Annotated in this window: 13 protein-coding genes, 1 tRNA gene and 2 pseudogenes; 14 read left to right on the top strand and 2 right to left on the bottom strand. The window is 71.6% G+C overall.

Annotation, left to right across the window (positions count from 1 at the left end):
- Window positions 1-96 precede the first annotated feature (96 nt).
- The 13 genes and pseudogenes from Pen02_RS36100 to Pen02_RS36040 form a co-directional block, all read left to right on the top strand.
- Window positions 97-1,251 (top strand): annotated as a pseudogene (locus Pen02_RS36100) (glycosyltransferase family 4 protein); the annotation flags it as partial.
- Between the two features lie 119 nt (window positions 1,252-1,370).
- The gene (locus tag Pen02_RS36095) at window positions 1,371-3,806 is read left to right on the top strand and encodes a hypothetical protein (protein ID WP_239141848.1); all 2,436 of its coding nucleotides are present in this window, start codon (window positions 1,371-1,373) and stop codon (window positions 3,804-3,806) included.
- Window positions 3,807-4,008: 202 nt separating this feature from the next.
- Window positions 4,009-5,766 (top strand): annotated as a pseudogene (gene pyrG, locus Pen02_RS36090) (CTP synthase); the annotation flags it as partial.
- Window positions 5,767-5,893: 127 nt separating this feature from the next.
- The gene (locus Pen02_RS36085) at window positions 5,894-6,502 is read left to right on the top strand and encodes an NUDIX domain-containing protein (protein WP_239141859.1); all 609 of its coding nucleotides are present in this window, start codon (window positions 5,894-5,896) and stop codon (window positions 6,500-6,502) included.
- Window positions 6,503-6,810: 308 nt separating this feature from the next.
- The gene (gene ald, locus Pen02_RS36080) at window positions 6,811-7,926 is read left to right on the top strand and encodes an alanine dehydrogenase (RefSeq protein WP_203870668.1); all 1,116 of its coding nucleotides are present in this window, start codon (window positions 6,811-6,813) and stop codon (window positions 7,924-7,926) included.
- 47 nt (window positions 7,927-7,973) lie between these two features.
- Entirely contained in the window at window positions 7,974-8,966 is a 993-nt protein-coding gene (locus tag Pen02_RS36075; protein WP_203870688.1) for a site-specific tyrosine recombinase XerD, read from the top strand.
- Window positions 8,967-9,210: 244 nt separating this feature from the next.
- The gene (locus tag Pen02_RS36070) at window positions 9,211-10,140 is read left to right on the top strand and encodes a ParA family protein (protein ID WP_101366633.1); all 930 of its coding nucleotides are present in this window, start codon (window positions 9,211-9,213) and stop codon (window positions 10,138-10,140) included.
- A gap of 156 nt (window positions 10,141-10,296) precedes the next feature.
- Complete coding sequence (locus Pen02_RS36065; protein WP_372445739.1) at window positions 10,297-11,352, top strand: segregation and condensation protein A; 1,056 nt, start codon at window positions 10,297-10,299, stop codon at window positions 11,350-11,352.
- 473 nt (window positions 11,353-11,825) lie between these two features.
- Window positions 11,826-12,686 (top strand): SMC-Scp complex subunit ScpB, encoded by an 861-nt coding sequence (scpB, locus tag Pen02_RS36060; protein WP_203870686.1) that lies wholly within the window; start codon window positions 11,826-11,828, stop codon window positions 12,684-12,686.
- A complete protein-coding gene (locus tag Pen02_RS36055; RefSeq protein WP_203870667.1) occupies window positions 12,673-13,422 on the top strand; it encodes a pseudouridine synthase in 750 nt (249 codons plus the stop codon). The genes scpB and Pen02_RS36055 overlap by 14 nt, the downstream gene beginning before the upstream one ends.
- A 387-nt stretch (window positions 13,423-13,809) precedes the next feature.
- The gene (gene cmk / locus Pen02_RS36050; protein WP_203870666.1) at window positions 13,810-14,493 is read left to right on the top strand and encodes a (d)CMP kinase; all 684 of its coding nucleotides are present in this window, start codon (window positions 13,810-13,812) and stop codon (window positions 14,491-14,493) included.
- Between the two features lie 67 nt (window positions 14,494-14,560).
- Window positions 14,561-15,967 carry a ribosome biogenesis GTPase Der gene (gene der, locus Pen02_RS36045; RefSeq protein ID WP_203870665.1) on the top strand — a complete coding sequence of 469 codons (1,407 nt, stop codon included), beginning with the start codon at window positions 14,561-14,563 and terminating at the stop codon, window positions 15,965-15,967.
- Between the two features lie 210 nt (window positions 15,968-16,177).
- Window positions 16,178-16,251, top strand: a tRNA-Pro gene (locus Pen02_RS36040).
- Between the two features lie 647 nt (window positions 16,252-16,898).
- Here the strand turns inward: Pen02_RS36040 and Pen02_RS36035 are convergent.
- Window positions 16,899-17,078: a hypothetical protein gene (locus Pen02_RS36035; protein ID WP_203870664.1), complete on the bottom strand. Its 180-nt coding sequence runs from the start codon at window positions 17,076-17,078 to the stop codon at window positions 16,899-16,901.
- A gap of 522 nt (window positions 17,079-17,600) precedes the next feature.
- On the opposite strand from Pen02_RS36035, the gene Pen02_RS36030 reads away from it, so the two are divergent.
- Window positions 17,601-21,479: a rhamnogalacturonan lyase family protein gene (locus Pen02_RS36030; protein WP_203870663.1), complete on the top strand. Its 3,879-nt coding sequence runs from the start codon at window positions 17,601-17,603 to the stop codon at window positions 21,477-21,479.
- Window positions 21,480-21,563: 84 nt separating this feature from the next.
- Here the strand turns inward: Pen02_RS36030 and Pen02_RS36025 are convergent, their stop codons facing one another.
- Complete coding sequence (locus Pen02_RS36025; protein ID WP_203870662.1) at window positions 21,564-23,801, bottom strand: penicillin acylase family protein; 2,238 nt, start codon at window positions 23,799-23,801, stop codon at window positions 21,564-21,566.
- Window positions 23,802-24,027 lie beyond the last annotated feature (226 nt).

Below are 24,027 nucleotides of genomic sequence, written 5' to 3'. Positions count from 1 at the left end.
GACCACACGCCCCGGACTGGCGGCGACCACGCGCCCCGGCAGGAGGGCGGCACGACACTCCGGGTCGACAGCCGTGCGGTCGACCGTCGAGCAGGCATGGGGGATCCGGTGACCGGGGCCGCCGCCGAGCGGCCCGGCTCGGTGCTCCTGGTGCTCGCCTCCAGCACCGGTGGCGTCGGCCAGCACGTCAGTTCGCTCGCCCGAGGGCTGGTCCGGGCGGGGCTGGCGGTCACCGTCGCCGGTCCGGCCGCGACGCAGGAGCAGTTCGACTTCACCGCCCGCGGCGCCCGGTTCGTACCGGTGGAGATACCGGCCCGGCCCACCCCGGCCGACGTACGGGCGGTTGCGGCGCTGCGCCGGGCGCTGGCCGGACAACCGGTCGACGTGGTGCACGCGCACGGGCTCCGGGCCGGACTGGTGGCGGTGCTCGCCCGGCCGGCCGCACCGGTCGTGGTCACCTGGCACAACGCGGTACTCGTCGGCGGGCTGCGCGGGCAGGTGTCCCGGCTGGTCGAGCGGGTGGTGGCCCGAGGGGCCAGGATCACCCTCGGCGCCTCCGCCGACCTCGTCGAGCGGGCCGCCGCACTCGGCGCCCGGGACGCCCGGCTCGCCCCGGTCGCCGCGCCCGAGCTGCCGACGCCACGTCGGAGCAGGTCTGCGGTCCGGGCCGAGTTCGGCGTCGCCCCGGACCAGCCGCTGATCCTCTCGGTCGGCCGGCTGCACCCGCAGAAGCGGTACGACGTGCTGGTAGATGCCGCCGCTCGGTGGCGTGACCTGGACCCGCCGCCGGTGGTGGTGGTCGCCGGCAGTGGTCCGAGCTATCTGCAACTGGCCGCCCGGGTCTCGGCGGCCCGGGCCCCGGTGACCCTGCTCGGGCACCGGACCGACGTCGCCGACCTGCTGGCCGGAGCCGACCTGGCCGTGGTCACCAGCGACTGGGAGGCGCGGCAGCTCTTCGCCCAGGAGGCGCTGGGCGCCGGCGTACCGCTGGTGGCGACCGCCGTAGGTGGCCTGCCGGAGCTGGTCGGCGAGGCGGCCGTACTGGTGCCGCCGGGAGACGTGACTGCGGTGGACGAGGCGGTGCGGGCACTGCTCGACGATCCCGCCCGGCTGGCCGAGCTGGCCCGGCTGGCCGGGGTACGGGCGGCGCAGTGGCCGGACGAGGCGGAGACGGTCGCCACCGTCGCCGCGCTCTACGCCGAACTCGGCGTGCCCGCTGGCGTTCCGGCCGGTCCCGAGGAGGTGGCGCCGGGCGCCGCCGGTGCACAGCCGGACGGGTCCGGGGCACTGGCGGAGGATTCGGACCACTCCGGCGGGGGTCGGCCACCCTCGGCCGGCCGGGAGACCGGCTCGTCGGCCGGGCGCGGCTGATGCTGCGCCGGCTGGTGCCCGTACTGCTGACGGCGGCGGTGGTGGCGCTGGGTGTTGCCGCGCTCGTCGTCCGGCCTGCCACGGGCACCCCGAAGGAGACCGTCGACTACGTGGTGCTGGCCGGCGTACCGGGGCTGCGCTGGGAGGACGTGGATCCGCAGACGACTCCGACGCTGTGGCGGATGGCCGAGCGGGGTGCCATCGGCTCCCTGTCGGTGCGGTCGGCCCGGCAGCCCACCTGTCCGGTCGACGGCTGGCAGACCCTCGGTGCGGGCAACTTCGCGGCCTGGAACGGTACCGTCGTCGCGGAGCGCTGTCCGGTGCTGAACCCCGAGGTCGAGCAGCCGGACGGGATCAGCGCCAACCTGCCCGACCAGCGGGCGACGGTGACCCACAACCAGGACAGCATGCGCTGGGGCACCATGCCCGGTGCGCTGGCCGAGTCGGTCCGGTGCACCGTCGCGGTCGGCCCTGGCGCCGCGATCGCCGCCGCCCGGCCGGCCGGCCGGATCGACCGGTACGCGGCGGAGCTGCCGTCCGACCCGAAGGAACTGCTCGCCTCCTGCGTGCTGAGCATCATCGACCTCGGCACCGTCAGCGGCGACGATCCCGCCGTCCGGGCCGCCGCCGCCCGGCAGGCCGACGCCAGCCTGGCCCGGGTACTGGCCGCCCGACCCGAGCGGTCTCTGGTGCTGGTGGCCGGGGTCTCCGACACCGACCGGTCGTCCCGACTGCACGTGGCGGTGGCGGACGGCCCCGGCTGGGGACGCGGCTGGCTGACCTCGCGCAGTACCGGCCGGGACGGGTACCTGCAACTCGTCGACCTGGCGCCCACCGCGTTGGCGGCGCTCGGCCGGCCGGCTCCGGAGCGGCTCTTCATCGGCCAGCCGGCGGCCGTGGTCGAGGGACGTCCGGCCGACCTGCTCACGGCGATCGGCGCCCCCGCCGACGCCGACCGGGAGGCCCGGGCCCAGCAGCAGGTGGCCAAGTGGTTCTTCCTGCTGCTGGCCGGGCTCCAGTGCCTGCTCGCGATAGCCGTACTGCCGCTGCTGCGCCGGGCACGCCGGGACGCCGGTCCGCACTCGCCCGCCCCGGTGCCCCGGCGGGTGGTCGCGACGGTCGAGGTACTGCTCATCGCCGCCGCGCTGGCGATCCCGGCCGCCCTCGTCGCGGACGCCGTACCGTGGTGGCGGGGCGAGCACGCGGGCGTCTACTTCGGCCTGGTCACCGCAGTGGTGCTCGGCCTGGCCACCGCTGCGGTGCGGCTCGCCCGGGCGTACCAGCGGACGCTCTGGCCGTTGGGCGGCGTGGCCGCGCTGGCCGCCGTGATCGTCGGTGCGGACGTGGTCACCGGGGCCAGGCTCCAGCTCAACGGGGTGACCGGATACTCCGCGCTGGAGGGCGGCCGGTACGCCGGTCTCGGCACCGTCGGGCTCGGGGTCTTCATCGCCGGCAGCCTGCTCTCGGCGGGGTGGCTGGCCCAGCGCGTCCGGCGTAGCTGGCGGCCGGCGGTGGTGGTGCTGGTCGGCGTGCTCGGGGTGATCGTGGTCGGCAGTCCCTACCTGGGTGCCGACGCGGTGGGCGCGGTCGCGCTGACCGCCGGGGTGAGCATCGCCGCCGCGATCAGCACCGGCGGTTGGCTCAGCCTCGGTCGGCTCGCCTGGGCCGCCATCGCGGGCCTGGCGGTGACCATCGGGTTCGTCGTGATGGACCTGCGGCAACCGCTCGACCAGCGGGGCAGCCTCGGCCGGTTCCTCACCGCCGTCGGCGACGGCACCAGTGGGCTGACCGTGCACCGGTCCGGCGCCGCGAACCTGGCCGCGCTGGCCGGCAGCCCGCTGACCGTCCTCGCGCTGGTCGGCGCGGTGCTGGTGTGGTTCGCCCTGCTCCGTCCCTGGGGTGGGCTCAAGCGGCTGTTCGGGATCTATCCCGCCATCCGGGCCGGAATGGCCGGTATTCCGGTCGCCGCGCTGATCGCCGGCCTGCTCGGCGGGTCCGCGCTCAACGTCGCCGGTGCGGCGGCGGCGCTGACCGTACCGATGGCCGCCCTGGCCGCGCTGCGGGTGCTCGACCACGCCGCCGACCGGACCATGCCGCCGACCGGGCCGTTCGACGAGGCCCCGGGCTCGTCCCCACCGCCGACGGCTTCGCCCACGGAATCCCGGAGCAGGCCGGTGGTGGAGGTCCGGGGCGAGCCGGCGGCGCCACCTGCGGCCGAGAAACCCGCAGCGGCGGCGAAGCCGTCCGACGGCACGGCGGCGAAGGCACCGGACGGTACGGCGGCGAAGCCCGGTACGGCGGCGAAGGCGTCCGACGGTACGGCGACGAAGGTGGCGGGCGGTGCCGCCTCGAACGGGAGCGCGGCCGACACCCGGACGGCCGGCGGAGCCGGAACCGGGCCGGCGCAGCCGTCGGCGGAGGTACCGGCGGGCTGACCGGCAGCGGGCCGGCAACCGGCTCGGGCCGGGCTGGCAGTGGGTCACAGCGGGCTGGCAGTGGGTCCCGGCGGCGGAAACGGGTGCGCCCGGCGACCCGGCCGGGGTTGGTGTTACCGTGGAATCCCGTGGATCGCGTGGATCATTTCGCTGATCCGACACCGGTTCGCACCACCGCGACAGACGACCACGGGAGCAGGCCTTGGCCCCTTCAGTACGGACGACCAGGCATATTTTCGTCACCGGGGGCGTCGCCTCCTCGCTCGGTAAGGGCCTGACCGCCTCCAGCCTCGGAAACCTCCTCACCGCGCGGGGTCTCCGGGTCGTGATGCAGAAGCTCGACCCCTACCTGAACGTCGACCCCGGCACCATGAACCCGTTCCAGCACGGTGAGGTCTTCGTCACCGACGACGGCGCCGAGACCGACCTCGACGTCGGGCACTACGAGCGGTTCCTCGACCGGGCGCTCTCCGGCAAGGCGAACGTCACCACCGGCCAGATCTACTCCGAGGTGATCGCGAAGGAGCGCCGGGGCGAGTACCTCGGGGACACCGTGCAGGTGATCCCGCACATCACCAACGAGATCAAGGCCCGGATCCTGGCCATGGCCGACCCGGACGAGGACGGCCGTACCCCGGACGTGGTGATCACCGAGGTAGGCGGCACGGTCGGCGACATCGAGTCGCTGCCGTTCCTGGAGGCGATCCGGCAGGTACGCCACGACCTGGGTCGGGACAACTGCTTCTACCTGCACGTCTCCCTGGTGCCCTACCTGGCGCCGTCGGGTGAGCTGAAGACCAAGCCGACCCAGCACTCGGTGGCCCAACTGCGCAACATCGGTATCCAGCCGGACGCCATCGTCTGCCGGTCGGACCGGGAGATCCCGGACAAGCTCAAGCACAAGCTGTCGCTCTACTGCGACGTCGACCGGGAGGCGGTGATCGCCGCCCCGGACGCGCCGAGCATCTACGACATCCCGAAGGTGCTGCACCGGGAGGGGCTGGACGCCTACGTGGTGCGCCGGCTGGGGCTGTCGTTCCGGGACGTCGCCTGGCAGAGCTGGGACGACCTGCTGGAGCGGGTACACCACCCGCACCACACCGTCCGGGTGGCGATGGTCGGCAAGTACGTCGACCTGCCCGACGCGTACCTGTCGGTGAGCGAGGCGATCCGGGCCGCCGGGTTCGGCCACCGGGCCCGGGTGGAGCTGCACTGGGTGCCGAGCGACGAGTGCGTCACCGCCTCGGGCGCGGCAGCCGCACTGGCCGGGGTCGACGGCATCGTCATCCCCGGCGGCTTCGGCGTACGCGGCATCGAGGGCAAGATCGGCGCTGCCCGGTACGCCCGGGAGAACAGCATCCCGATCCTCGGCCTCTGCCTCGGCCTCCAGTGCATGACCATCGAGGTGGCCCGGCACCTGGCCGGGCTGGACGGCGCCAACTCGCTGGAGTTCGACGAGAAGGCCACGCACCCGGTGATCGCCACGATGGCCGACCAGGAGGACATCGTCGCCGGCCGGGGTGACCTGGGCGGCACGATGCGGCTGGGGGCGTACCCGGCGCGGCTGACCGAGGGCTCGCTGGTCGCGCAGGCGTACGGGGACACCGAGGTCAGCGAGCGGCACCGGCACCGGTACGAGGTGAACAACGCCTACCGGGACGCGCTGACCAAGGCGGGTCTGCACATCTCCGGTACCTCCCCGGACGGCCGGCTGGTCGAGTTCGTGGAGCTGGACCGGGAGCTGCACCCGTTCTTCGTGGCGACCCAGGCGCATCCGGAACTGAAGAGCCGGCCGACCCGGCCGCATCCGCTGTTCGCCGCGTTCGTCGGCGCGGTCGTCAGGTACTCGGCGGCGGACCAGCTTCCGGTGGAACTGGCCCCACCGACCGGCACCGTCGCCGCCGCGCGCGAGGCGGAGGCCGCCGCCGCGCTGGCGACGGAGCGGGCCGCAGCGGCCTCGGAGCGGGCCGAGTTGGCGGAGTTCGCCGAGGCGGAGGAGGGTGCCACCGGCCGCAACGGGCAGGTCCGGCCGGCGAAGGCCAGGTCGTCGTCGTGACCGCCGTACCGGCCGGGGTGGCGGTGTGCGGGTGAACGGTCGGGCCGGCGGGCACGCCTACGAGGTGCACGACCGGCGGGAGCGGTTCCGGGGCAAGGTCTTCTCGGTGGTCACCGACCAGGTCGCGATGCCGGGCGGCCGGATGGTGTCCCGGGACTACGTACGGCACGTCGGGGCGGTCGGCGTGCTCGCCCTGGACGAGCGCGGGCGGGCGGTGCTGATCCGGCAGTACCGCCACCCGCTGGGCCGGGTGATCTGGGAGCTGCCCGCCGGGCTGACCGACGTCGCGGGCGAGGCGCTGCCGGCGGGTGCGTTGCGCGAGCTGGCCGAGGAGGCGGACCTGGTCGCCGGCCGGCTCGACCTGCTGGTGGACGTGCACACCTCGCCGGGCTACTCGGACGAGCTGATCCGGATCTTCTTGGCCCGGGACCTCTCCGAGGTGCCGGCGGACCGGCGGCACCAGCGGCGCGACGAGGAGGCCGAGCTGGAGGTGGTCCGGGTCGACCTGGACGAGGCGGTGTCGATGGCGCTGGCGGGGGAGATCACCAACGTGGCCTGCGTCGCCGGGGTGCTCGCGGCGGCCCGGGCCCGGGACCGTGGCTGGGCGGGGCTCCGGGCCGCCGACTCGCCACTGCCCTGACACCCGCCGCCGTCCCCGCTGCTCGATCCGGCATCCGCAGCCGGCATCCGAGCGGGCGGCGGGCGGCGGCCCGTCCGGGACGGCAACCGGGGACGGCAACCGGGGACGGCAACTCCTGCCCGGTTCGCCGGACGGCGACGCCTGACATACCGTCAAGGTTGCCGGTTACCCGCTGTCACAATGCTGGCTGCCGGCACGCCGCCCCGGTCCTAGACTTCCGCGGGCGGGACGGTGGACCGCGGTGGCAACGGAGCCGCCGCGCGTCGCGCGGCCGGGGGCCGGTAGCCCCGGAGAGAGGTGTCGGGATCGTGAAGGTCGGAATTCCCCGCGAGGTCAAGAACCGCGAGTACCGGGTGGCGATCACCCCGGCCGGGGTGCACGAGTTCGTCCGTGCCGGCCACGAGGTGTTCGTGGAGTCCGACGCCGGGGCGGGGTCGTCGATCACCGACGCCGAGTTCGCCGCCGCCGGGGCCACCATCCTGGGCGACGCCGACGAGGTGTGGGGCGCCGCCGAACTGGTCCTCAAGGTCAAGGAGCCGATCGCCGAGGAGTACCACCGGATGCGCGAGGGGCAGGTGCTCTTCACGTACCTGCACCTGGCCGCCTCCAAGGCGTGCACGGACGCGCTGCTCGACCGGAAGGTGACCGGGATCGCGTACGAGACCGTCGAACTGCCGGACCGCTCGCTGCCGCTGCTCGCCCCGATGTCCGAGGTCGCCGGCCGGCTGGCGCCGCAGGTGGGCGCGTACCACCTGATGCGTTCCGGCGGTGGGCGCGGAGTGCTGATGGGCGGCGTCTCCGGGGTGTACGCGGCGAAGACCGTGGTGATCGGCGCCGGGGTCTCCGGCCGGAACGCCGCCGCGATCGCGCTCGGCCTACAGGCCGAGGTGCTGCTGCTGGACCGGGCGGTCGGACAGTTGCGGCAGGCCGACGCCATCTACCGGGGCCACCTCCAGACCGTCGCCTCGAACACCTACGAGATCGAGCGGGCCGTGCTCGACGCCGACCTGGTGATCGGCGCGGTACTCGTGCCGGGGGCCAAGGCGCCGACGCTGATCAGCAACGAGCTGGTCTCCCGGATGAAGCCCGGCAGCGTACTGGTGGACATCTCGATCGACCAGGGCGGCTGCTTCGAGGACTCCCGGCCGACCACCCACGACGACCCGGTCTACCCGGTGCACAACTCGCTTTTCTACTGCGTGGCGAACATGCCGGGTGCCGTCCCGCACACCAGCACGTACGCGCTGACCAACGTCACCCTGCCGTACGCCCTGGAGTTGGCGAACCACGGCTGGCGGGAGGCGCTGCGCCGCGACCCGGCACTCGCGCTCGGGCTGAACACGCACGCCGGACAGGTCACCTACGGCCCGGTCGCCGAGGCGCACGGCATGGGCACCCTGCCCCTGGCCGACGTCCTCGGCTGACCGGACGTCCTGGAGATGAGGCACCGTCGAGACGGCGGGGGACCGGTCTGAGCGGGCAGCCGCAGCCGACCGGTGACGGGCCCGAGCCGTCGCCGGCCCTGCGGCGTGCGGTGCGCGGCTACCTCGACCACCTGACGGTCGAGCGCGGACTGTCGACGAACACGCTCACGTCGTACCGGCGGGATCTGGAACGGTATCTGGCGACGCTGGCCGCCGGCGGGGTCGAGGACCTCGCGGCGGTCGGGCCGGCCGAGATCGCCGGGCACGTGGCCCGGCTGCGGGCCGGGGAGGACGGCCGTCCGCCGCTGGCGGCGGCGTCGGCGGCCCGGGCCGCCAGCGCGGTCCGCGGGCTGCACCGGTTCGCGGTCCGGGAGGGCCTGGTCGGCCAGGACGCGAGCCGGGACGTACGCCCGCCGGTCCCGCCCCGGCGGCTGCCCCGGGCGCTGGACGTCACCGAGGTGGTGCGGCTGCTGGAGACCGCCGGAGCGGTCGAGGCGACCGGACCCCGGGCCGCGCTGGAACTGCGGGACCGGGCCCTGCTCGAATTCCTGTACGGCACCGGCGCCCGGATCTCCGAGGCGGTCGGAGCGGCCGTCGACGACCTCGACCTGACCGACGGTTCGGTGCTGCTGCACGGCAAGGGCGGCCGGAGCCGGCTGGTGCCGGTCGGCGGGTACGCCGCCGAGTCGGTGCGGGCATACCTGGTCCGGGCCCGGCCGGCGCTGGCCGCCGCCGGCCGGGGCGTGCCGGCGGTCTTCCTCAACGCCCGGGGTGGACCGCTGTCCCGGCAGAGCGCCTGGACGATCCTGCGCCGTACCGCCGGCCGGGCCGGGTTGCCGGTGGACGGGCCACGGGCGGTCTCCCCGCACACCCTGCGGCACTCGTACGCCACCCACCTGCTCGACGGCGGCGCCGACGTACGGGTGGTGCAGGAACTGCTCGGGCACGCCTCGGTGACCACCACCCAGGTCTACACGTTGGTCACCGTCGAACGGCTCCGCGAGGTGTACGCGACCGCGCACCCCCGGGCCTTGGGATGACCGGGCGATGTCGCCGCGACGGCCGTCGCGGTAGTGTCGGGCCGTGCTCCGGTTCCGCTCGGCCGGCGGCGGTCGGCCACCGGTTCGACACGCCGATACGGTGCCCACTACGGTGCTGCGACGTGGCGTAGAGTCGGGAACTGGCGCGGCCTCGTGAGGCGGCAATCGAGGTTCGCGGCGGCGCCGCACAGGACACCGTTCGGCTCCGACGCCGGGCAGTCGTCGGGAGGGGGCGTACGAGGACATGGCTGGAAACGCTGACCGTGCCGAGGCGTGGACCTCAAGCCTGCGCGAGCAGCAGTCCGCCCTGGACCTCGGTGCCGAGTTGGGGCCGGCCGACCCGGCGGCCTACACGATCCGCAAGCCGATCCCCGAGCCGATGCCGACCGACCAGCACGGTCCGGCCCGGATCATCGCGATGGCCAACCAGAAGGGCGGGGTGGGCAAGACCACCACGACCATCAACCTCGGTGCCGCGCTCGCGGAGTACGGCCGCCGCGTGCTGCTCGTCGACTTCGACCCGCAGGGGGCGCTCTCGGTCGGCCTCGGCGTCAACCCGCACAACCTCGACCTGTCGGTCTACAACCTGCTGATGCAGGACGACGTCACCGCCGAGGACGTCCTGATCAAGACGGACGTCGCCGGGCTGCACCTGCTGCCGGCCAACATCGACCTCTCGGCCGCCGAGATCCAGCTCGTCAACGAGGTCGCCCGGGAGATGGCGCTGGCCCGGGTGCTCAGGTCGATCCGCAAGGAGTACGACTACGTCCTGATCGACTGTCAGCCGTCGCTGGGCCTGCTGGCCATCAACGCCCTCACCGTGGCGGACGGCGTGCTGATCCCGCTGGAGTGCGAGTTCTTCAGCCTCCGGGGCGTTGCCCTGCTGCTGGACACCATCGACAAGGTCCGGGAGCGGCTCAACTTCGATCTGGAGCTGGAAGGCATCCTGGCCACCATGTACGACAGCCGCACCACGCACTGCCGGCAGGTGTTGCAGCGGGTGGTGGAGGCGTTCGGCGACAAGGTCTACCAGACGGTGATCACCAAGACGGTCAAGTTCCCCGAGTCCACGGTCGCGGGTGCGCCGATCACCACGCTGGACCCGGCGTCGTCCGGCGCCCGCAACTACCGCCAGCTCGCCCGAGAGGTGATCGCCGCACAGGCCGAGCGGTAACTCCGGGAGGCCGGGCCGGCCACTGCCGCAGGTCTCCCGTTTCGTTCCATCCGGGCCCGGTTCGGTGCCCGCCGGGTTGAGGATCATCGGGTGAGTGACGGTACCGGGGCGACGCTGGTGGCTGACGGTCCGGAACCGGTGGACTACGGTCGTCGGGTGAGTTCCCCGCCCACCTCCCCGGCCGTACCGGACCCGATCCCGGAGGCCGCCGAGCCGCCGCCGACCGGCCCGGACCCCTCGCCGGTCGATGTCGACACCGACGTCGACGGTGGGGTCGAGGCCGAGGCGGGTGGTTTCACCGTACGGCTGGCGAACTTCACCGGCCCGTTCGACCTGCTGTTGCAGCTCATCGGCAAGCACAAGCTCGACGTGACCGAGGTCGCCCTGCACCGGGTCACCGACGAGTTCATCGCGTACATCCGGGCGATGGGGGACGACTGGGACCTGGACGAGGCCAGCGAGTTCCTCGTCGTCGCCGCGACCCTGCTCGACCTGAAGGCTGCCCGGCTGCTGCCGGCCGCCCAGGTGGAGGACGAGGAGGATCTCGCCCTGCTGGAGGCCCGGGACCTGCTCTTCGCCCGGCTGTTGCAGTACAAGGCGTTCAAGGAGGCATCCGGGCACATCGCCGAACTGGAGGCGGTCGGGTCCCGCCGCTATCCCCGGGCGGTCGCCCTGGAGCCGAGGTACGCCGAGGCGCTGCCGGACCTGGTGCTCGGGATCGGGCCGGACCGGCTCGCCGCGCTGGCGGTCAGGGCGATGACCCCGAAGAAGGCGCCGATCGTCTCCATCGACCACGTGCACATGGTCCGGGTGAGTGTCCGGGAACACGCCGCGCTGCTGCGCGATCGGCTCCGCCAGGCCGGTATCGCCACCTTCCGGGTGCTGTGCGCCGATTGCGACTCCACGCTGGAGGTCGTCGCCCGGTTCCTGGCCCTGCTGGAGCTGTACCGGGAGGGCCTGGTCGGGTTCGCCCAGGTGGAGGCGCTCGGCGAGCTGACCGTACGGTGGACCGGTCCCGAGGACGGCGGCGCCGAACTCGACATCGACGAGTACGCGGGCGCGCCGGCCCCACCGGACCGCCCGGCCGGCGAGGAGGAGCCGGCGGTACCGGCCGAGGACGCGGTGCCGACCGAGGATGCCGAGGGTGGCCGGGCCGGGGCGGAGCCCGACGGGTCGGCGAGCGGTGACGAGACGCAGGAGGAAGCAGGGTGACCAGCGAGAAGCGGCCCGACTCCCTGGCCGAGCAGGCGGCCGCCTGGGTGCCACCGTGGGAGCGGCCGGCCGGCCCGCGGTCGCCGCAGGCCCCTGCCGAGACCACTGACGACCCCGCCGATCCGGCCGAGAGCGGTGCTGGTCCGGTCGAGAGCGATGCCGGTCCGGTCGAGAGCAGTGCTGGTCCCGTCGACAGCGGTGCTCGTCCGGTCGAGAGCGGTGCCGATCTTGTCGACAGCGGTGCCGGTCCGGTCGAGAGCGGTGCTGGTCCCGTTGAGAGCGGTGCCGGTCCGGTCAAGAGCGGTGCCGGTCCGGTCTACGGCGGTGCCGGTGCGATCGGAGGCGGTGCGGGGAAAGGGGCGGGCTCGGCTGGGGAGCGGCGGGAGACGCCGGTCGTCCAGGAGTCCGCCGGGGCGTCGGCCGAGCAGTTGGGCACGGTGCCGCCGGACGACCTCGCCCCGGCCGGGTTGGCGATGGCCGGGCAGCAGCCCGTGCGGGAGCCGGAGGCCGAGGATCTGGCGGCCGGGAAGCCGGACGCGGAGGGGTCGGACGCCGGAAGGCTGGAGGCCGAGGGCTCGGACGCCGGGGGATTGGACGCCGGAGGGCTGGAGGCCGACGGGTCGGAGGCCGGGGAGTCGGACGCCGAGGAGCCGGCGGCCGAGGAGCCGGCGGGGCCGGTGCAGGCGGTGGGCGTACCCGAGGATGTTGCGCGGGAGGCGGACCGTGAGCCGGCGGCGGCGCCGGTGCGCGGCGGTGCCGGCCGGCAGGCCACGGCGCTGGCGCTGATCGACGACGACGAGCTGCGCGGCGCCCTGGAAGCCATCCTGCTGGTGGTGGACGAGCCGGTCACGGAGATCGTGCTGGCCCAGGTGCTGGAGCAGCCGACCGAGCGGATCGCGGCGGCACTTGCCCAGGTGGCCGCCGGCTACACGGCGGCCGGGCACGGCTTCGAGCTGCGCCGGGCGGCTGGCGGGTGGCGGCTCTACACCCGGCCGGAATACGCGGCCTACGTCGAACGGTTCGTGTTGGACGGGCAGTCCGTCCGGTTGACGCAGGCGGCACTGGAGACACTGGCAGTGGTCGCCTACAAGCAGCCGGTGACCCGGTCGCGGATCTCGGCCATCCGGGGTGTCAACTGTGACGGGGTGATCCGTACCCTGGTCTCTCGCGGTCTGGTGGAGGAGTGCGGCACCGAGCCGGAAAGCGGTGCCTTCCTGTACCGGACGACCACGCTGTTCCTGGAGAAACTCGGGCTGGACACCGTCACCCAGCTACCGCCGCTGGCCCCGTTCCTGCCCGACGACGTGGAAGAGATAGCCGATGCCCCGCGATGACAATTCCGATGCCCCCGGCGTGGAACGCCTCCAGAAGGTGCTCGCCTCGGCCGGCGTCGGCTCCCGGCGTGCCTGCGAGGACCTGATCTTCCGGCGCCGGGTCACCGTGGACGGGCGGGTCGCCCAACTCGGCGACAAGGTCGACCCGGCCACCGCGGTCATCTTCGTCGACGGAGAGCGGCTGGTCACCGACACCCGACTGGTCTACCTGGCGATGAACAAGCCGCGTGGCGTGGTGTCGACGATGGCGGACGAGAAGGGCCGTACCGCGCTGGCGGACTTTCTCGGCCGGGTGGAGGAGCGGGTCTACCACGTCGGTCGCCTCGACGCCGACAGCGAGGGACTGCTGCTGCTCACCAACGACGGCACACTGGCGCACCGACTGATGCATCCGTCGTACGGGGTGCAGAAGACGTACCTGTGCGAGGTGGCGGGACCGCTGGCGCGCAGCGCGGGACGGCGGTTGAAGGCCGGGGTCGAGTTGTCGGACGGCGTCGCCCGGGTGGACGAGTTCCGCCTGGTGGACACGCTGGGACGGACGGCCCAGGTGGAACTGACCCTGCACGAAGGGCGCAAGCACATCGTCCGGCGGCTGCTGGAGGAGGTCGGGCACCCGGTGTCCCGGCTCATCCGTACCGCCATCGGGCCGATCCGGCTCGGCGACCTGCGGCCCGGGCGTACCCGTCGGTTGACCAACGCCGAGATCGCCGCGCTGTTCAAGGCGGTCGCCGACTGACCCCGGTACGGCGATAGTGACCCCCGGTACGGCGAGACTTGTCGTGGTGCGGCGAAGCTGATCGCGGTGCGGCGGAGGCTGATCTCCGGAGAGGTCGCGGTCGGTAGCTTTGGCCACCGACGTAGCTTTGGCCGCCGTCGGTGGACGCTGACGGTGGCCTCGCCGGAGGCGTCGGTCGGCGCTGAGGGCGGCCTTGCCGGAGTTGTCGGTCGGCGCGCTGGCGGTCCGGGCCGATCCGGCGGTGGTTCCCGCCTCCGGTGTCGGGCGCGGGCGGGTCTGGCGGACGGGGCATGATGGACAGCGACACGCGGCGCGCCGCCACGGCTGGCTGCCCGCGAAACTGGGCAGTGCCGGGCGTATCGCCCAGGGAGCGGTGGAGGAGGAACGGTGGCGGAAAAGGTACGGACCGGGCGATGTGTGGTGGCCGTGGATGGCCCGTCCGGTTCGGGAAAGTCCACCGTGTCCCGGCGGCTGGCGACCGCGCTCGACGCCCGCTACCTCGACACCGGGGCGATGTACCGTGCCGTCACCTGGGCGGTGCTGCGCTCCGGCGTGGACCCGCAGGACGCCGAGGCGGTGACCAAGGTGGCGGGGGAGACCGACCTGAAGATTGGGGTCGATCCGGAGGCACCGAGCGTGACCGCCGACGGGGTCGCGGTCGACCGGGAGATCCGGGGCCCGGAGGTGACGGCGGCCGTCTCCGCCGTGTCGGCGGTGCCCGCCGTCCGGGAACTGCTCGTCGCACTGCAACGGCGCATGATCGAGGCGGCCGGCCGGATCGTGGTGGAGGGCCGGGACATCGGTGCGGTGGTGGCGCCGGACGCCGACCTCAAGGTCTACCTGACCGCCTCGGCCGAGGCGCGGGCGCAGCGGCGCAGCACGGAGAACGCCGCCGACCTCGCCGCGACTGCGGCCGACCTGGCCCGGCGGGACCGGCTGGACTCCACCCGGACAGCCGACCCGCTGCGGCAGGCTCCGGACGCGGTGGTGCTGGACACCACCTCGCTGGGCATCGACGAGGTCGTCGCCCGGCTGCATGACCTGCTCACCGGACGGCGGCCGGGCCAGTGACCCGGCGGTACGGCGGAATCGGTGAGGTGATGGACCGGGGTCGAACCCGGCGGGGCGAGGAGGCGGCGTGAACGCGGGGGACGGCTGGGTCGAGCTGCGTGATCCGGATATCGACGACGAGGGTGAGCCGACCGGCCCGGTGCCGGTGGTGGCGGTGGTCGGGCGGCCCAACGTCGGCAAGTCGACGCTGGTGAACCGGATCATCGGCCGCCGCCAGGCCGTGGTGGAGGACACGCCCGGGGTGACCCGGGACCGGGTCCCGTACGACGCACAGTGGTCGGGGCGGCAGTTCACCGTGGTCGACACCGGCGGCTGGGAGCCGGACGCGAAGGACCGGGCCGCCGCGATCGCCGCACAGGCCGAGAACGCGGTCGCCACCGCCGACGTGGTGCTGTTCGTGGTCGACGCCACGGTCGGGGCCACCGACGTCGACGAGGCTGCGGTACGCATGCTGCGGCGCAGCGCCAAGCCCGTGCTGCTGATCGCGAACAAGGCCGACAACGCGGCCGTGGAGATCGAGGCGACCTCGTTATGGTCGCTCGGGCTGGGCGAGCCGAGGCCGATCTCCGCCCTGCACGGCCGGGGCGCCGGCGACCTGCTCGACGCGATCCTCGAGGCGCTGCCGGACGCGCCGCCGATCACCGAGGCCGGCCCGCGCGGTCCCCGCCGGGTAGCGCTGGTCGGCCGGCCGAACGTCGGCAAGTCGAGCCTGCTGAACCGGCTGGCCAAGGAGGAACGAGCGGTCGTCGACTCGGTCGCCGGCACCACTGTCGACCCGGTCGACAGTCTGGTCGAGATCGGCGGCGAGGTCTGGCAGTTGGTGGACACCGCCGGGCTGCGCAAGCGGGTTGGCAAGGCCAGCGGCACGGAGTACTACGCGAGCCTGCGTACCGCCGCCGCGATCGAGGCGGCCGAGGTGGCGGTGGTGCTGCTCGACGCCAGCGAACCGATCAGCGAGCAGGACCAGCGGATCCTCACCACGGTCACCGAGACCGGCCGGGCTCTGGTGATCGCCTTCAACAAGTGGGACCTGGTCGACGCGGACCGGCGGTACTACCTGGACAAGGAGATCGAGCGGGAACTCCGCCGCATCCCCTGGGCGCTCCGGATCAACCTGTCGGCGAAGACCGGGCGGGCGGTGGACAAGCTCGCCCCGGCGTTGCGTACCGCGCTGGCGAGCTGGGAGACCCGGATCCCGACGGGACAGCTCAACCAGTGGCTCACCGCACTGGTGCAGGCGACTCCACACCCGGTGCGGGGCGGCCGGGCGCCGCGCGTGCTCTTCGCCACCCAGGCGGGTACCTGCCCACCGCGTTTCGTGCTCTTCACCACCGGTCCGCTGGACGCTGGCTACCAGCGCTTCGTCGAGCGCAAGCTCCGCGAGGAGTTCGGCTTCGCGGGCAGTCCGGTGGAGGTGTCCGTACGCCCCCGCAAGAAGGTCGGTGCCGGCGGCCGAGGCAAGGCACACGGCTGATCCACTCGTACTTCCCGTGCCCGAGGTACTCCGCCGGGCGCGGGGAGTCCCCGCCCCACCCTGTTGCCTATCTTCCTAGGATGGCGTAGGGGTGGTGCGGGCGGTAACGGGGCGGGTACGGGTTACGGGGGACGGGTAGGCCGCTGCGCGTACGAAAGCGTCCTGCGCTACGCTGTACCGGCTGTCGCACGGTGAGCCAGGCGTTGGCAGCGGGACGTGGCGCAGTTTGGTAGCGCACTTGACTGGGGGTCAAGGGGTCGTCGGTTCGAATCCGGCCGTCCCGACAAACAAAAAGCCCTGACCAGCAGAAATGCTGGTCGGGGCTTTAAGCTTTGTCTATGGAGTGTTGAGCCTCCCCCCGAACCCCCCATTTATGGGTGCCGGCAACCAGGTTCGTCATCCGTGCTCGTCGTTGTGCCCCACAGATGTACGGGCTGCGCTCGGCCCTCGCGCCGGGCGAGGATCGCAACAACGGCTGGTACGCCCCGGAGGGGCTGGACAGGCTGCGGCTGCGCTCGGCTCGCGCCGGTCGGGGCACCCGCAGGTGTCTTGCGGGCTCGATAGCTACGTAGAACCCACGCGACCTGTGGTGCGGGTTGGTCGACCTGACGGTCGGGGGAGTGGGAGTCCGCCGCAGCCGAGAGCCGTTCTCCCGCATTGGTTGGCTTTCCGTCGAGCACGCGCGGGACTTCGGCAGGCATGTGGACCCTGGCCGCACCGGGAGCCATTTTCTCCACGTCAGCTTCCCGTCTATATTGGACGGTCGGTTCACGTGATGGCGGACTTTGCTCTGGTAGTGCCGGCGGCCAGCAGCGATCGTCATCTGCCACAGGCAACGGATCGGCCAACTCGTTGCGGTCGGCGGAGGACCGTCTTCGAGGGCGGTCGACGTACGATCCCCGTGCTTCCCGGCGACGCCCGGCCGGGCAGGTCACTCGGGTCGCCATTCCTCGGCCGGGTAGTCCTTGATCGGCTGGAAGCTGGTGCAGGCGCACGGAAGTCCGTAGAAGTCGTTGCTGGTGCAGGCGTCGGCGGTGTGGATGCTGTACGGGTGCGACTGGCCGTTGTGGCTGCATTCGCAGGACGGGTCGTCGAACAGGTTGACGGTCACGGTTCGGCTCCTCCGTGTACGAGTTCGGCGGCCTGGTCGCCGGCTGGCGTTGGTGCGGGTGCCGGGTGGGCCGGTGCGGGTGGGGTCGGGTCGGGTGCCGACGGCGACGCGGTACGACGTCACTCCCTCCTTCGAGTCGGTGGCTCGGCTGCGACAGTGACGCCGGCAGGGGTACTGGGCTTCACTTCGGCAACGGTGGGGCGGGGTCCTGCGGTTGCGTCGGTGACGAAATCGTTTCCCTGGTGCCGTGGTGGGTCCCGCCAGCGGGCATCGACGGCGGTGGCCGCCATGGCGTCGGGCTGTCCGTCGACAACTTTCACCGCCGCCCTGGGGGAAACGGTGAATCAGCGGTGGCGGGTTAGGCAGAACTCGTGGTCCGGGCCGGGGATGGCAACGTTCCCCGGGCCGCTCGTGGCCTGCTCGGGGGCGCCGACGAGACGCCGATCGCGGCACGGATTTGGATCTTGCGCGACGGAGCGGCAGGCGGCAGGATGCTGGAAAGCGCTTGCCCAACGTCGGGCGATGCGAGATGGAGAACAAAAAGTGCGAAATACACTACGTAAACTCGTACCCTTGCCCCTGACGCTGGCCGTGAGCCTGTCCCTGTTCGGCATCAGCTCTCCGGCTTCGAGCGCTGCTCCTGCGTCCAATTTGCGCCAGATGGAGTATCTGACCCGCGGCTTGGTGGCCGCCCAGACCCCGAACGGCGTATTGCTGAGTTGGCGCTTCCTGGGCAACGAACCTGACGGCATCTCCTGGAACGTCTACCGCAAAGACGGCGATGCGGACTTCCTGAGAATCACCACGATCGCGCCCCGGGACGTTCAGCCGGAGAGCGACTACGACACGAACCCCGGCATTGTGAAAGAGGACGTCACCCCGTCCAACTACACCGACCCGGGCGGCGTTCTCACCTCCGTCTACGAGGTCGCTCCGGTCATCGACGGTGTAGAGGGCAAGAGGCAGGGCATGAGCGTGCCCATGCTGTCGGCCCTTCCCGGTCAGACAGGCCAGGCCGACCGGGGTGCCGCGACCTACATCCCGCTCAAGCCCGCACCGGCTCCCGTACCGCTCGCGCACTTCACCTACCGTGGCCAGCGGTTCGGCCCGGGTACCAACATGAACGCGGCCAGCATGGTCATCCCGGGTACGGGAAACCAGAACTGGTACGTCGTCGACATGGATCTGCTGCGAGCGTTCCGGGTGGCGTACGAGGACCAGGCGACCGTGACCCAGGAGCAGCTCGACGGTTGGGTCGCCAGGCTCAACGAGCGCAACACGACCCCCAACGCCCTCGGCGTCGCCACCTACACCACCGGTCGGCCCCTGACGAACTCGCTCGTTAACGGCAAGATCACCAAGGCGCTGTACGACGAGCTGGAAGCCGAGTTCATCAAGTACGTGGAGAACCTGGACGCCGGCACGTCGCTTCCCTACGCGAAGACCAGCACCGGCGCGATCCACACGTCGCAGAGCAGCGCCTACTCCACCCACGACATGACGGTGGGCGATTTCGACGGCGACGGCGAGTACGAGATCGTCGTCAAGTGGCGCAGCAACCAGCAGGATCCCATGTATTCCGAGCCGATCTTCGGCGGCAGCAACACCACGACCGCCCCCGAATACATCGACGTGTACAAGCTCGACGGGACCATGCTGTTCCGCGTCGACATGGGCTACAACGTCAGGGCGGCCAACGACCACGAGACCACCCTGTTCGCCGAGGACTTCGACGGTGACGGCAAGGCCGAGCTGATGCTCAAGACCGGCCTGGGTACCCGGATCGGCAACTGGGACGAAGCGTCGCAGTCCGTCGTGTATCCCGACACCCTCGGCACCGTCGTGGGCGGCGAGGACGGCCTGAAGACGACCACGGACAAGTTCAAGGAGTACTTCGCCGCGGGCAACACCGCTGCGCTCGACACCTACTGGTCACTGCTGAACAGCTTCAGCATCGCCTACCGCAGCCCGACGGTCGGCGGCGGCAACGACGGCCCGAACGATCCGGCGGTGAAGCGGTGGATCAAGACCTACCACGTCGGCCCGATCGGCCCCGCAAAGGACGACCAGGAGTTCTTCTCGGCCTTCGAGTGGGACGCCGAAACGGGCAAGGGCGAGCTGATGGACAGCGAGCGATACCCGTTCCCGTACGAGGCCAGCGTCGACGGGGAGAACTGGGCCATGACGCCCGCGTCCCAGCGCGGCAACTACTCGTACCTGGCCTTCCCCGGGCCCGGCGCCGGAAGCTCCACCGACGACTACAAGGCACAGATCCTGGCCCAGTCGGAGGTCTACTGGCTCGAACACCCCTGGAAGGCGGCCTCGTACGGTGACGCGCAGGGCAACCGCCCCAACCGCTACGTCGGTGTCGTGGCAGCCCTCGACGGAGTCAACAAGTACGCCGTCTCCCAGCGTGGCTACTACCACCGGACGACCCTCGCCGCATTCAACATCGTGGACGGCCAGGTCCACCTCCAGGCCAACTTCGACTCGGCCGACCCGCAGTACTGGTCGCTCGGCGGCAGCGCCTACGACTACCAGAACCGTGGCAACCACTTCACCACCTCCGCCGACCTCGATCGTGACGGCTGGGACGAGGTCGTGCTGAAGGCCATGGTCCTCGGCCTGAACGCCGACAAGACCAAGATCCTGCCGAAGGTCCTCAACGGCGACGTCATGCCCACGATCGAGGGGCAGAACAGCGTCCCGCCGGTGGCCGGCACCTTCGAGTTCGCGACCGACGCGGTCCGGAACAACCCGCGCAACGTCTGGGCTCCGTTCCGCCACGGTGACCGCAGCGCGCTGCTGCCGGTCGACAAGGACAACAACATCCGCGAGTGGTCCGGCATGGAGGAGCACCTTCTGGATGATCTGCGCACCGGCGTGCACAGCGGCTGGATCCCTGGTCCGGCGGGCTACGATCCGATGAAGGGCAAGCGCCGCAACGCGCAGGGCCAGGTCGTCTACGAGAACTCGCTCGTCTACGGCGTCTACGCCGGCAGCGACGACGAGGGAAGCGTGGCCGGCAATTACTCCAACCGCTGGCCGGGCGCGCAGGGCGGCTCGGCGGGCGCGTCGAGAGATGTCAGGAGTATGGTCACCGGCGAGGTCCTGGCGACCACAGCCAGTGCCCGGGGCATCGCACAGGGCCAGAACGCCATCTGGTTCGGTGGCGGCCTGACGCACATGGGCGTCAACGGGAGCACGATCAACAGCATCGACGACCTGACCTTCGCGGCCACCCCGTATCTCGCGACCGGCCTGACGTCGACCGGCAACAAGAGCACTCCCACACTCAAGGCCGACCTCCTCGGAGACTGGCGCGAGGAACTCGTCCTCCGGGCCAGCGGCAACCGCCTGGCCATCGTCACCACCCTGTCGCCGACCGAGTACGGCATCCGTACGCTGATGCACGACCCGATGTACCGCAACGGCGTGGCCAACAAGAACACCGGCTACGACCAGATCGGCTTCGCCAGCTTCTACCTGGGTGACGAGGCCAAGCTGCCGGCGATGCGGACCGACATCTCCGTCCCGGCCGGGCCCGACAGGACCGCTCCGACGATCACGGTGAAGCCGGAGTCGAAGGGTAGGGACGGGGTCTACAGCAACGTCTCGTTCAAGCTGTTCGACGCCGGCAAGGTCGACAAGCTCACCCTGAACGGGGTCGAGAAGAACCTGACCGACAACACCTACTCCGATCTCAACGGGGTCAAGCCGGGCACGTTCGGCGGCAAGGCCGGCGCCAACGAGCTGAAGGTGTACGACGTGGCGGGCAACGTCACGACGCTGACCTTCCTGCTGGACGTCACCGCCCCGACGGTGACGGTGAAGGACGGCGCCACCGAGACGGTCGGCACGGCTGCGGTCGGGTACGAGGTGGTGTCGTTCAAGCTGTTCGACGAGCACAAGGTCGACAGGCTCACCGTGAACGGGGTCGAAAAGGATCTGGCCGACAACACCTACTCCGACCTCAACGGGGTGCAGCCCGGGGTGTTCGGTGCGGTGCTCGGGGCGAACGAGCTGAAGGTGTACGACGTGGCGGGCAACGTCACGACCGTGACCTTCACGCTGGTGGAACCGAAGCCGGCGGTTCCGGCCTGGGACGCGAAGAAGGCGTACAACACTGGCGACCAGGTGTCCTACGACGGGGCGATCTACGTCGCCCAGTGGTGGACGCAGAACGAGAAGCCGGGCAGCACTGCGACGGGCGCGTGGAAGGAGCAGGGTGTCCTCGTTCCGGCGGCCGGGGCGGGTGTCCGGGCCTGGACCGCGTCCTGGGTCTACACCGGCGGCGAGACGGTCGCGCACAACGGCCACACCTGGAAGGCCAGGTGGTGGACCCGGAACCAGCAGCCGGGTGATGCCAACGGCCCGTGGCAGGACCTCGGCAGGTACTGACAACTGACGCCAGGGGAGGGTCGGTCCGCAGGGGCCGGCCCTCTCTGCCGTACCCGGAGTTTGCTGTCGTCCGGATCCTCCTGTTCACCGCCCCGGGTGGTAGCGCCGCTCGACATGGCCCCTGAGGTCCTCGGGGTAGAAGTAGACGGGCCGAAGGTTGCCGCTCGCGTACCGTTCGACCTGGTCGTCGAAGTGCGGCGAGTCGGGGTGCCCGCTCGCGCCCCCGGCCGTCACCGCCCAGGCGCGCAGCTTCGGCCCGAACTCCACCACCGCCACGAAGCTGTTACCGCTGGTGCCGTAGTAGCGTTTCGTACCCGGGTAGCGCCGTGCACCGAACGAGGCGAGCGAGCCCCACTGCGCGGAGGTGAACGGTACCGGGCTGCTCGGCTTGGCGTCGTCGAACGTCTGGACGACAGCGCCGTCGTTGCGCTGGAAGCGGTTGATCTCGCCCCACGGCACCCGCCAGTCGCCGAAATCCTGCGTCAGCCGCTCGGTGGCCGCGTCGAGCGCGGTCAGCCGCTGCGCATCGGTGGCGCGTTCGGCCAGGTAGTCCCACATCGACATGCCCGCATCCCGCGCCGCCTGGGTCAGGGGTGCCCAGAGCGCCTCACCCCAGAACACCGCCAGTGAGGTGGCGGTCGAGGTCGCGCTCCAGCGATGGTCCCAGTCGCGAAGCAGGCCGATCGGGGCGGCGAGCCGTACCCGCTGCGGGTCACCTGCGGACAGCTTGTCCCATGCCGCGACCAGCCCGGGTACGAGTCGGGCGAAGGCGGTGAGGTAGGTGTCGAAGGCGGCGGCGATCAGCCGCTGCGGTGTGAAGTCCCGCCGCGCGTTGAGTACCCGGATCGCCTGCGGCCCGCGCGGGTTCTCGCCGGCCTGGTCGAAGTAGCGCGGGTAGTCGGCGGCGTCGGGGCTGTCCGCGCCGGCCGCGGTCCAGGGCCAGTTGTTCGTGTTGAACGTCCAGCCGTTCCTCGGGTTCACCGCCTGCGGCAGGCTCCGGAGGCTGTGCAGCCCGTTCCAGTCGGTCGCCGGGTCGCTTCCGTCGACAGGTTTGCGATAGTCGAACCGGTCGTTCCGGACCGGCATGAACTGCGGCATCAGGAAGGCGATCTCGCCTTTCGAGTCCGCGAAGAGCGTGTTGTTCGAGCTGTTGGCCTTGAGGCCGGCGACCTCGATGAAGTCCGCGTAGTCCCGCGTCTTGGTGCGCAGGAAGCTCTGCCGCAACGCCTCGACGGGCCGGTTCATCAGCGCGAACGCGATCCACTTCCCGTCCGCCTCGCGCACGATCGGACCGTGGTGCGTGGCGAGGGTGGTGAAGCCGCGCTGTGCCCGTCCACCGTCGGCGGTGCGGTAGGACAGCGTGATCGTCTTCGTCGTCACCCGCCGCAGCGCGTTGCCGTACCGGTAGGAGTGTCTGCCGTCCGCTCCGGTCACGATCGTTTCGGCGAACTCGTCGACGTTGTCGACGCCGCTCGACGTGTGCATCCAGCCGGTGTCGGCGTTGAAGCCCTGGTAGACGAAGAACTGGCCCCAGGTGGCCGCGCCGTACACGTTCAGCCCTTCACCGCTGGTCACGTGCTGCTCGGAGCGGAAGAAGAAGCTGGTGTGCGGGTTGATCAGCAGCAGTGCGTGCCCGTCCCGGGTGTGGCTCGGCGCGATCGCCATCCCGTTGGAGCCGCTGGGCTCGCGGAACAGCAGCCCGCGTTCGTCGTCGGTCATCGGCAGCGTGCGGCTGGTGTAGAAGGCTTCGAGTTGGGTGAGGGGTACCCGCTCGATGTCACCGCCGATGCTGCCCTCGGAGAAGCTCAGCGGCATCCACGGCTCGAACCGCGTTATCACTCGCGGTCGCACCTCGGGGTGGGTGGCGAGGAAGAAGTTCAACCCGTCCGCCCAGGCCCGCATCAGCCTGCGCAACCAGGCCGGACTCTTCGCGTACTCCCGCTTCAGCACCTCGGGATCGACGAACAGCCGTTGGCGCAGGTCCTGCCAGATCGCACTCTCGCCCTCGGCCTCGGCGAGCCGGCCGAGGCTGACCAGGTAGTTGCGTTCGATCCGGTTGAAGTCGTCCTCGGCCTGGGCGTACATCATCCCGAACACCGCGTCCGCGTCGGTCCTGCCGGTCACATGTGGAATGCCCCAGTCGTCGCGGGTGATCGTGACCTGGGCCGCCTGGTTGCGCCAGCGGACGAGATCGGCCGTGGGGTGCGCGGACGCGGCGCTGGCCGGTACCCCCGCCGCGACGGCTGCGGCTCCGGCGGTCAGTCCGACCGCGCCGCCCAGGACGCGGCGCCGGCTCAGCCCTTCGTTCTGTGCCTGGTGCATGAGTGGGCCACCCTTCTCTGTGGTCGGCGGACCGTGCCGGAGTTCAGGGGATCGATTTTCCGGTGTGTCCGGTCGAGGAGCGCCCGACGAGCGGCAGCTTCATGATCATCACCATAGATCAGAGCGCTTCGATCCGGAACCGCCTCGACCGGGAGGATCGCGAACCGACCAGGTCCGGCAGTCCGGCGTCGCCAGCGCGGACGAGCGGATCAGCACACACATCGCA

Origin of the sequence: Plantactinospora endophytica, assembly GCF_016862915.1 — a bacterium.
GTDB classification, from domain to species: Bacteria; Actinomycetota; Actinomycetes; order Mycobacteriales; family Micromonosporaceae; genus Plantactinospora; species Plantactinospora endophytica.
The sequence above is the reverse complement of the archived record's forward strand: the minus strand, read 5'-3'. Positions and strand labels throughout refer to the sequence as shown.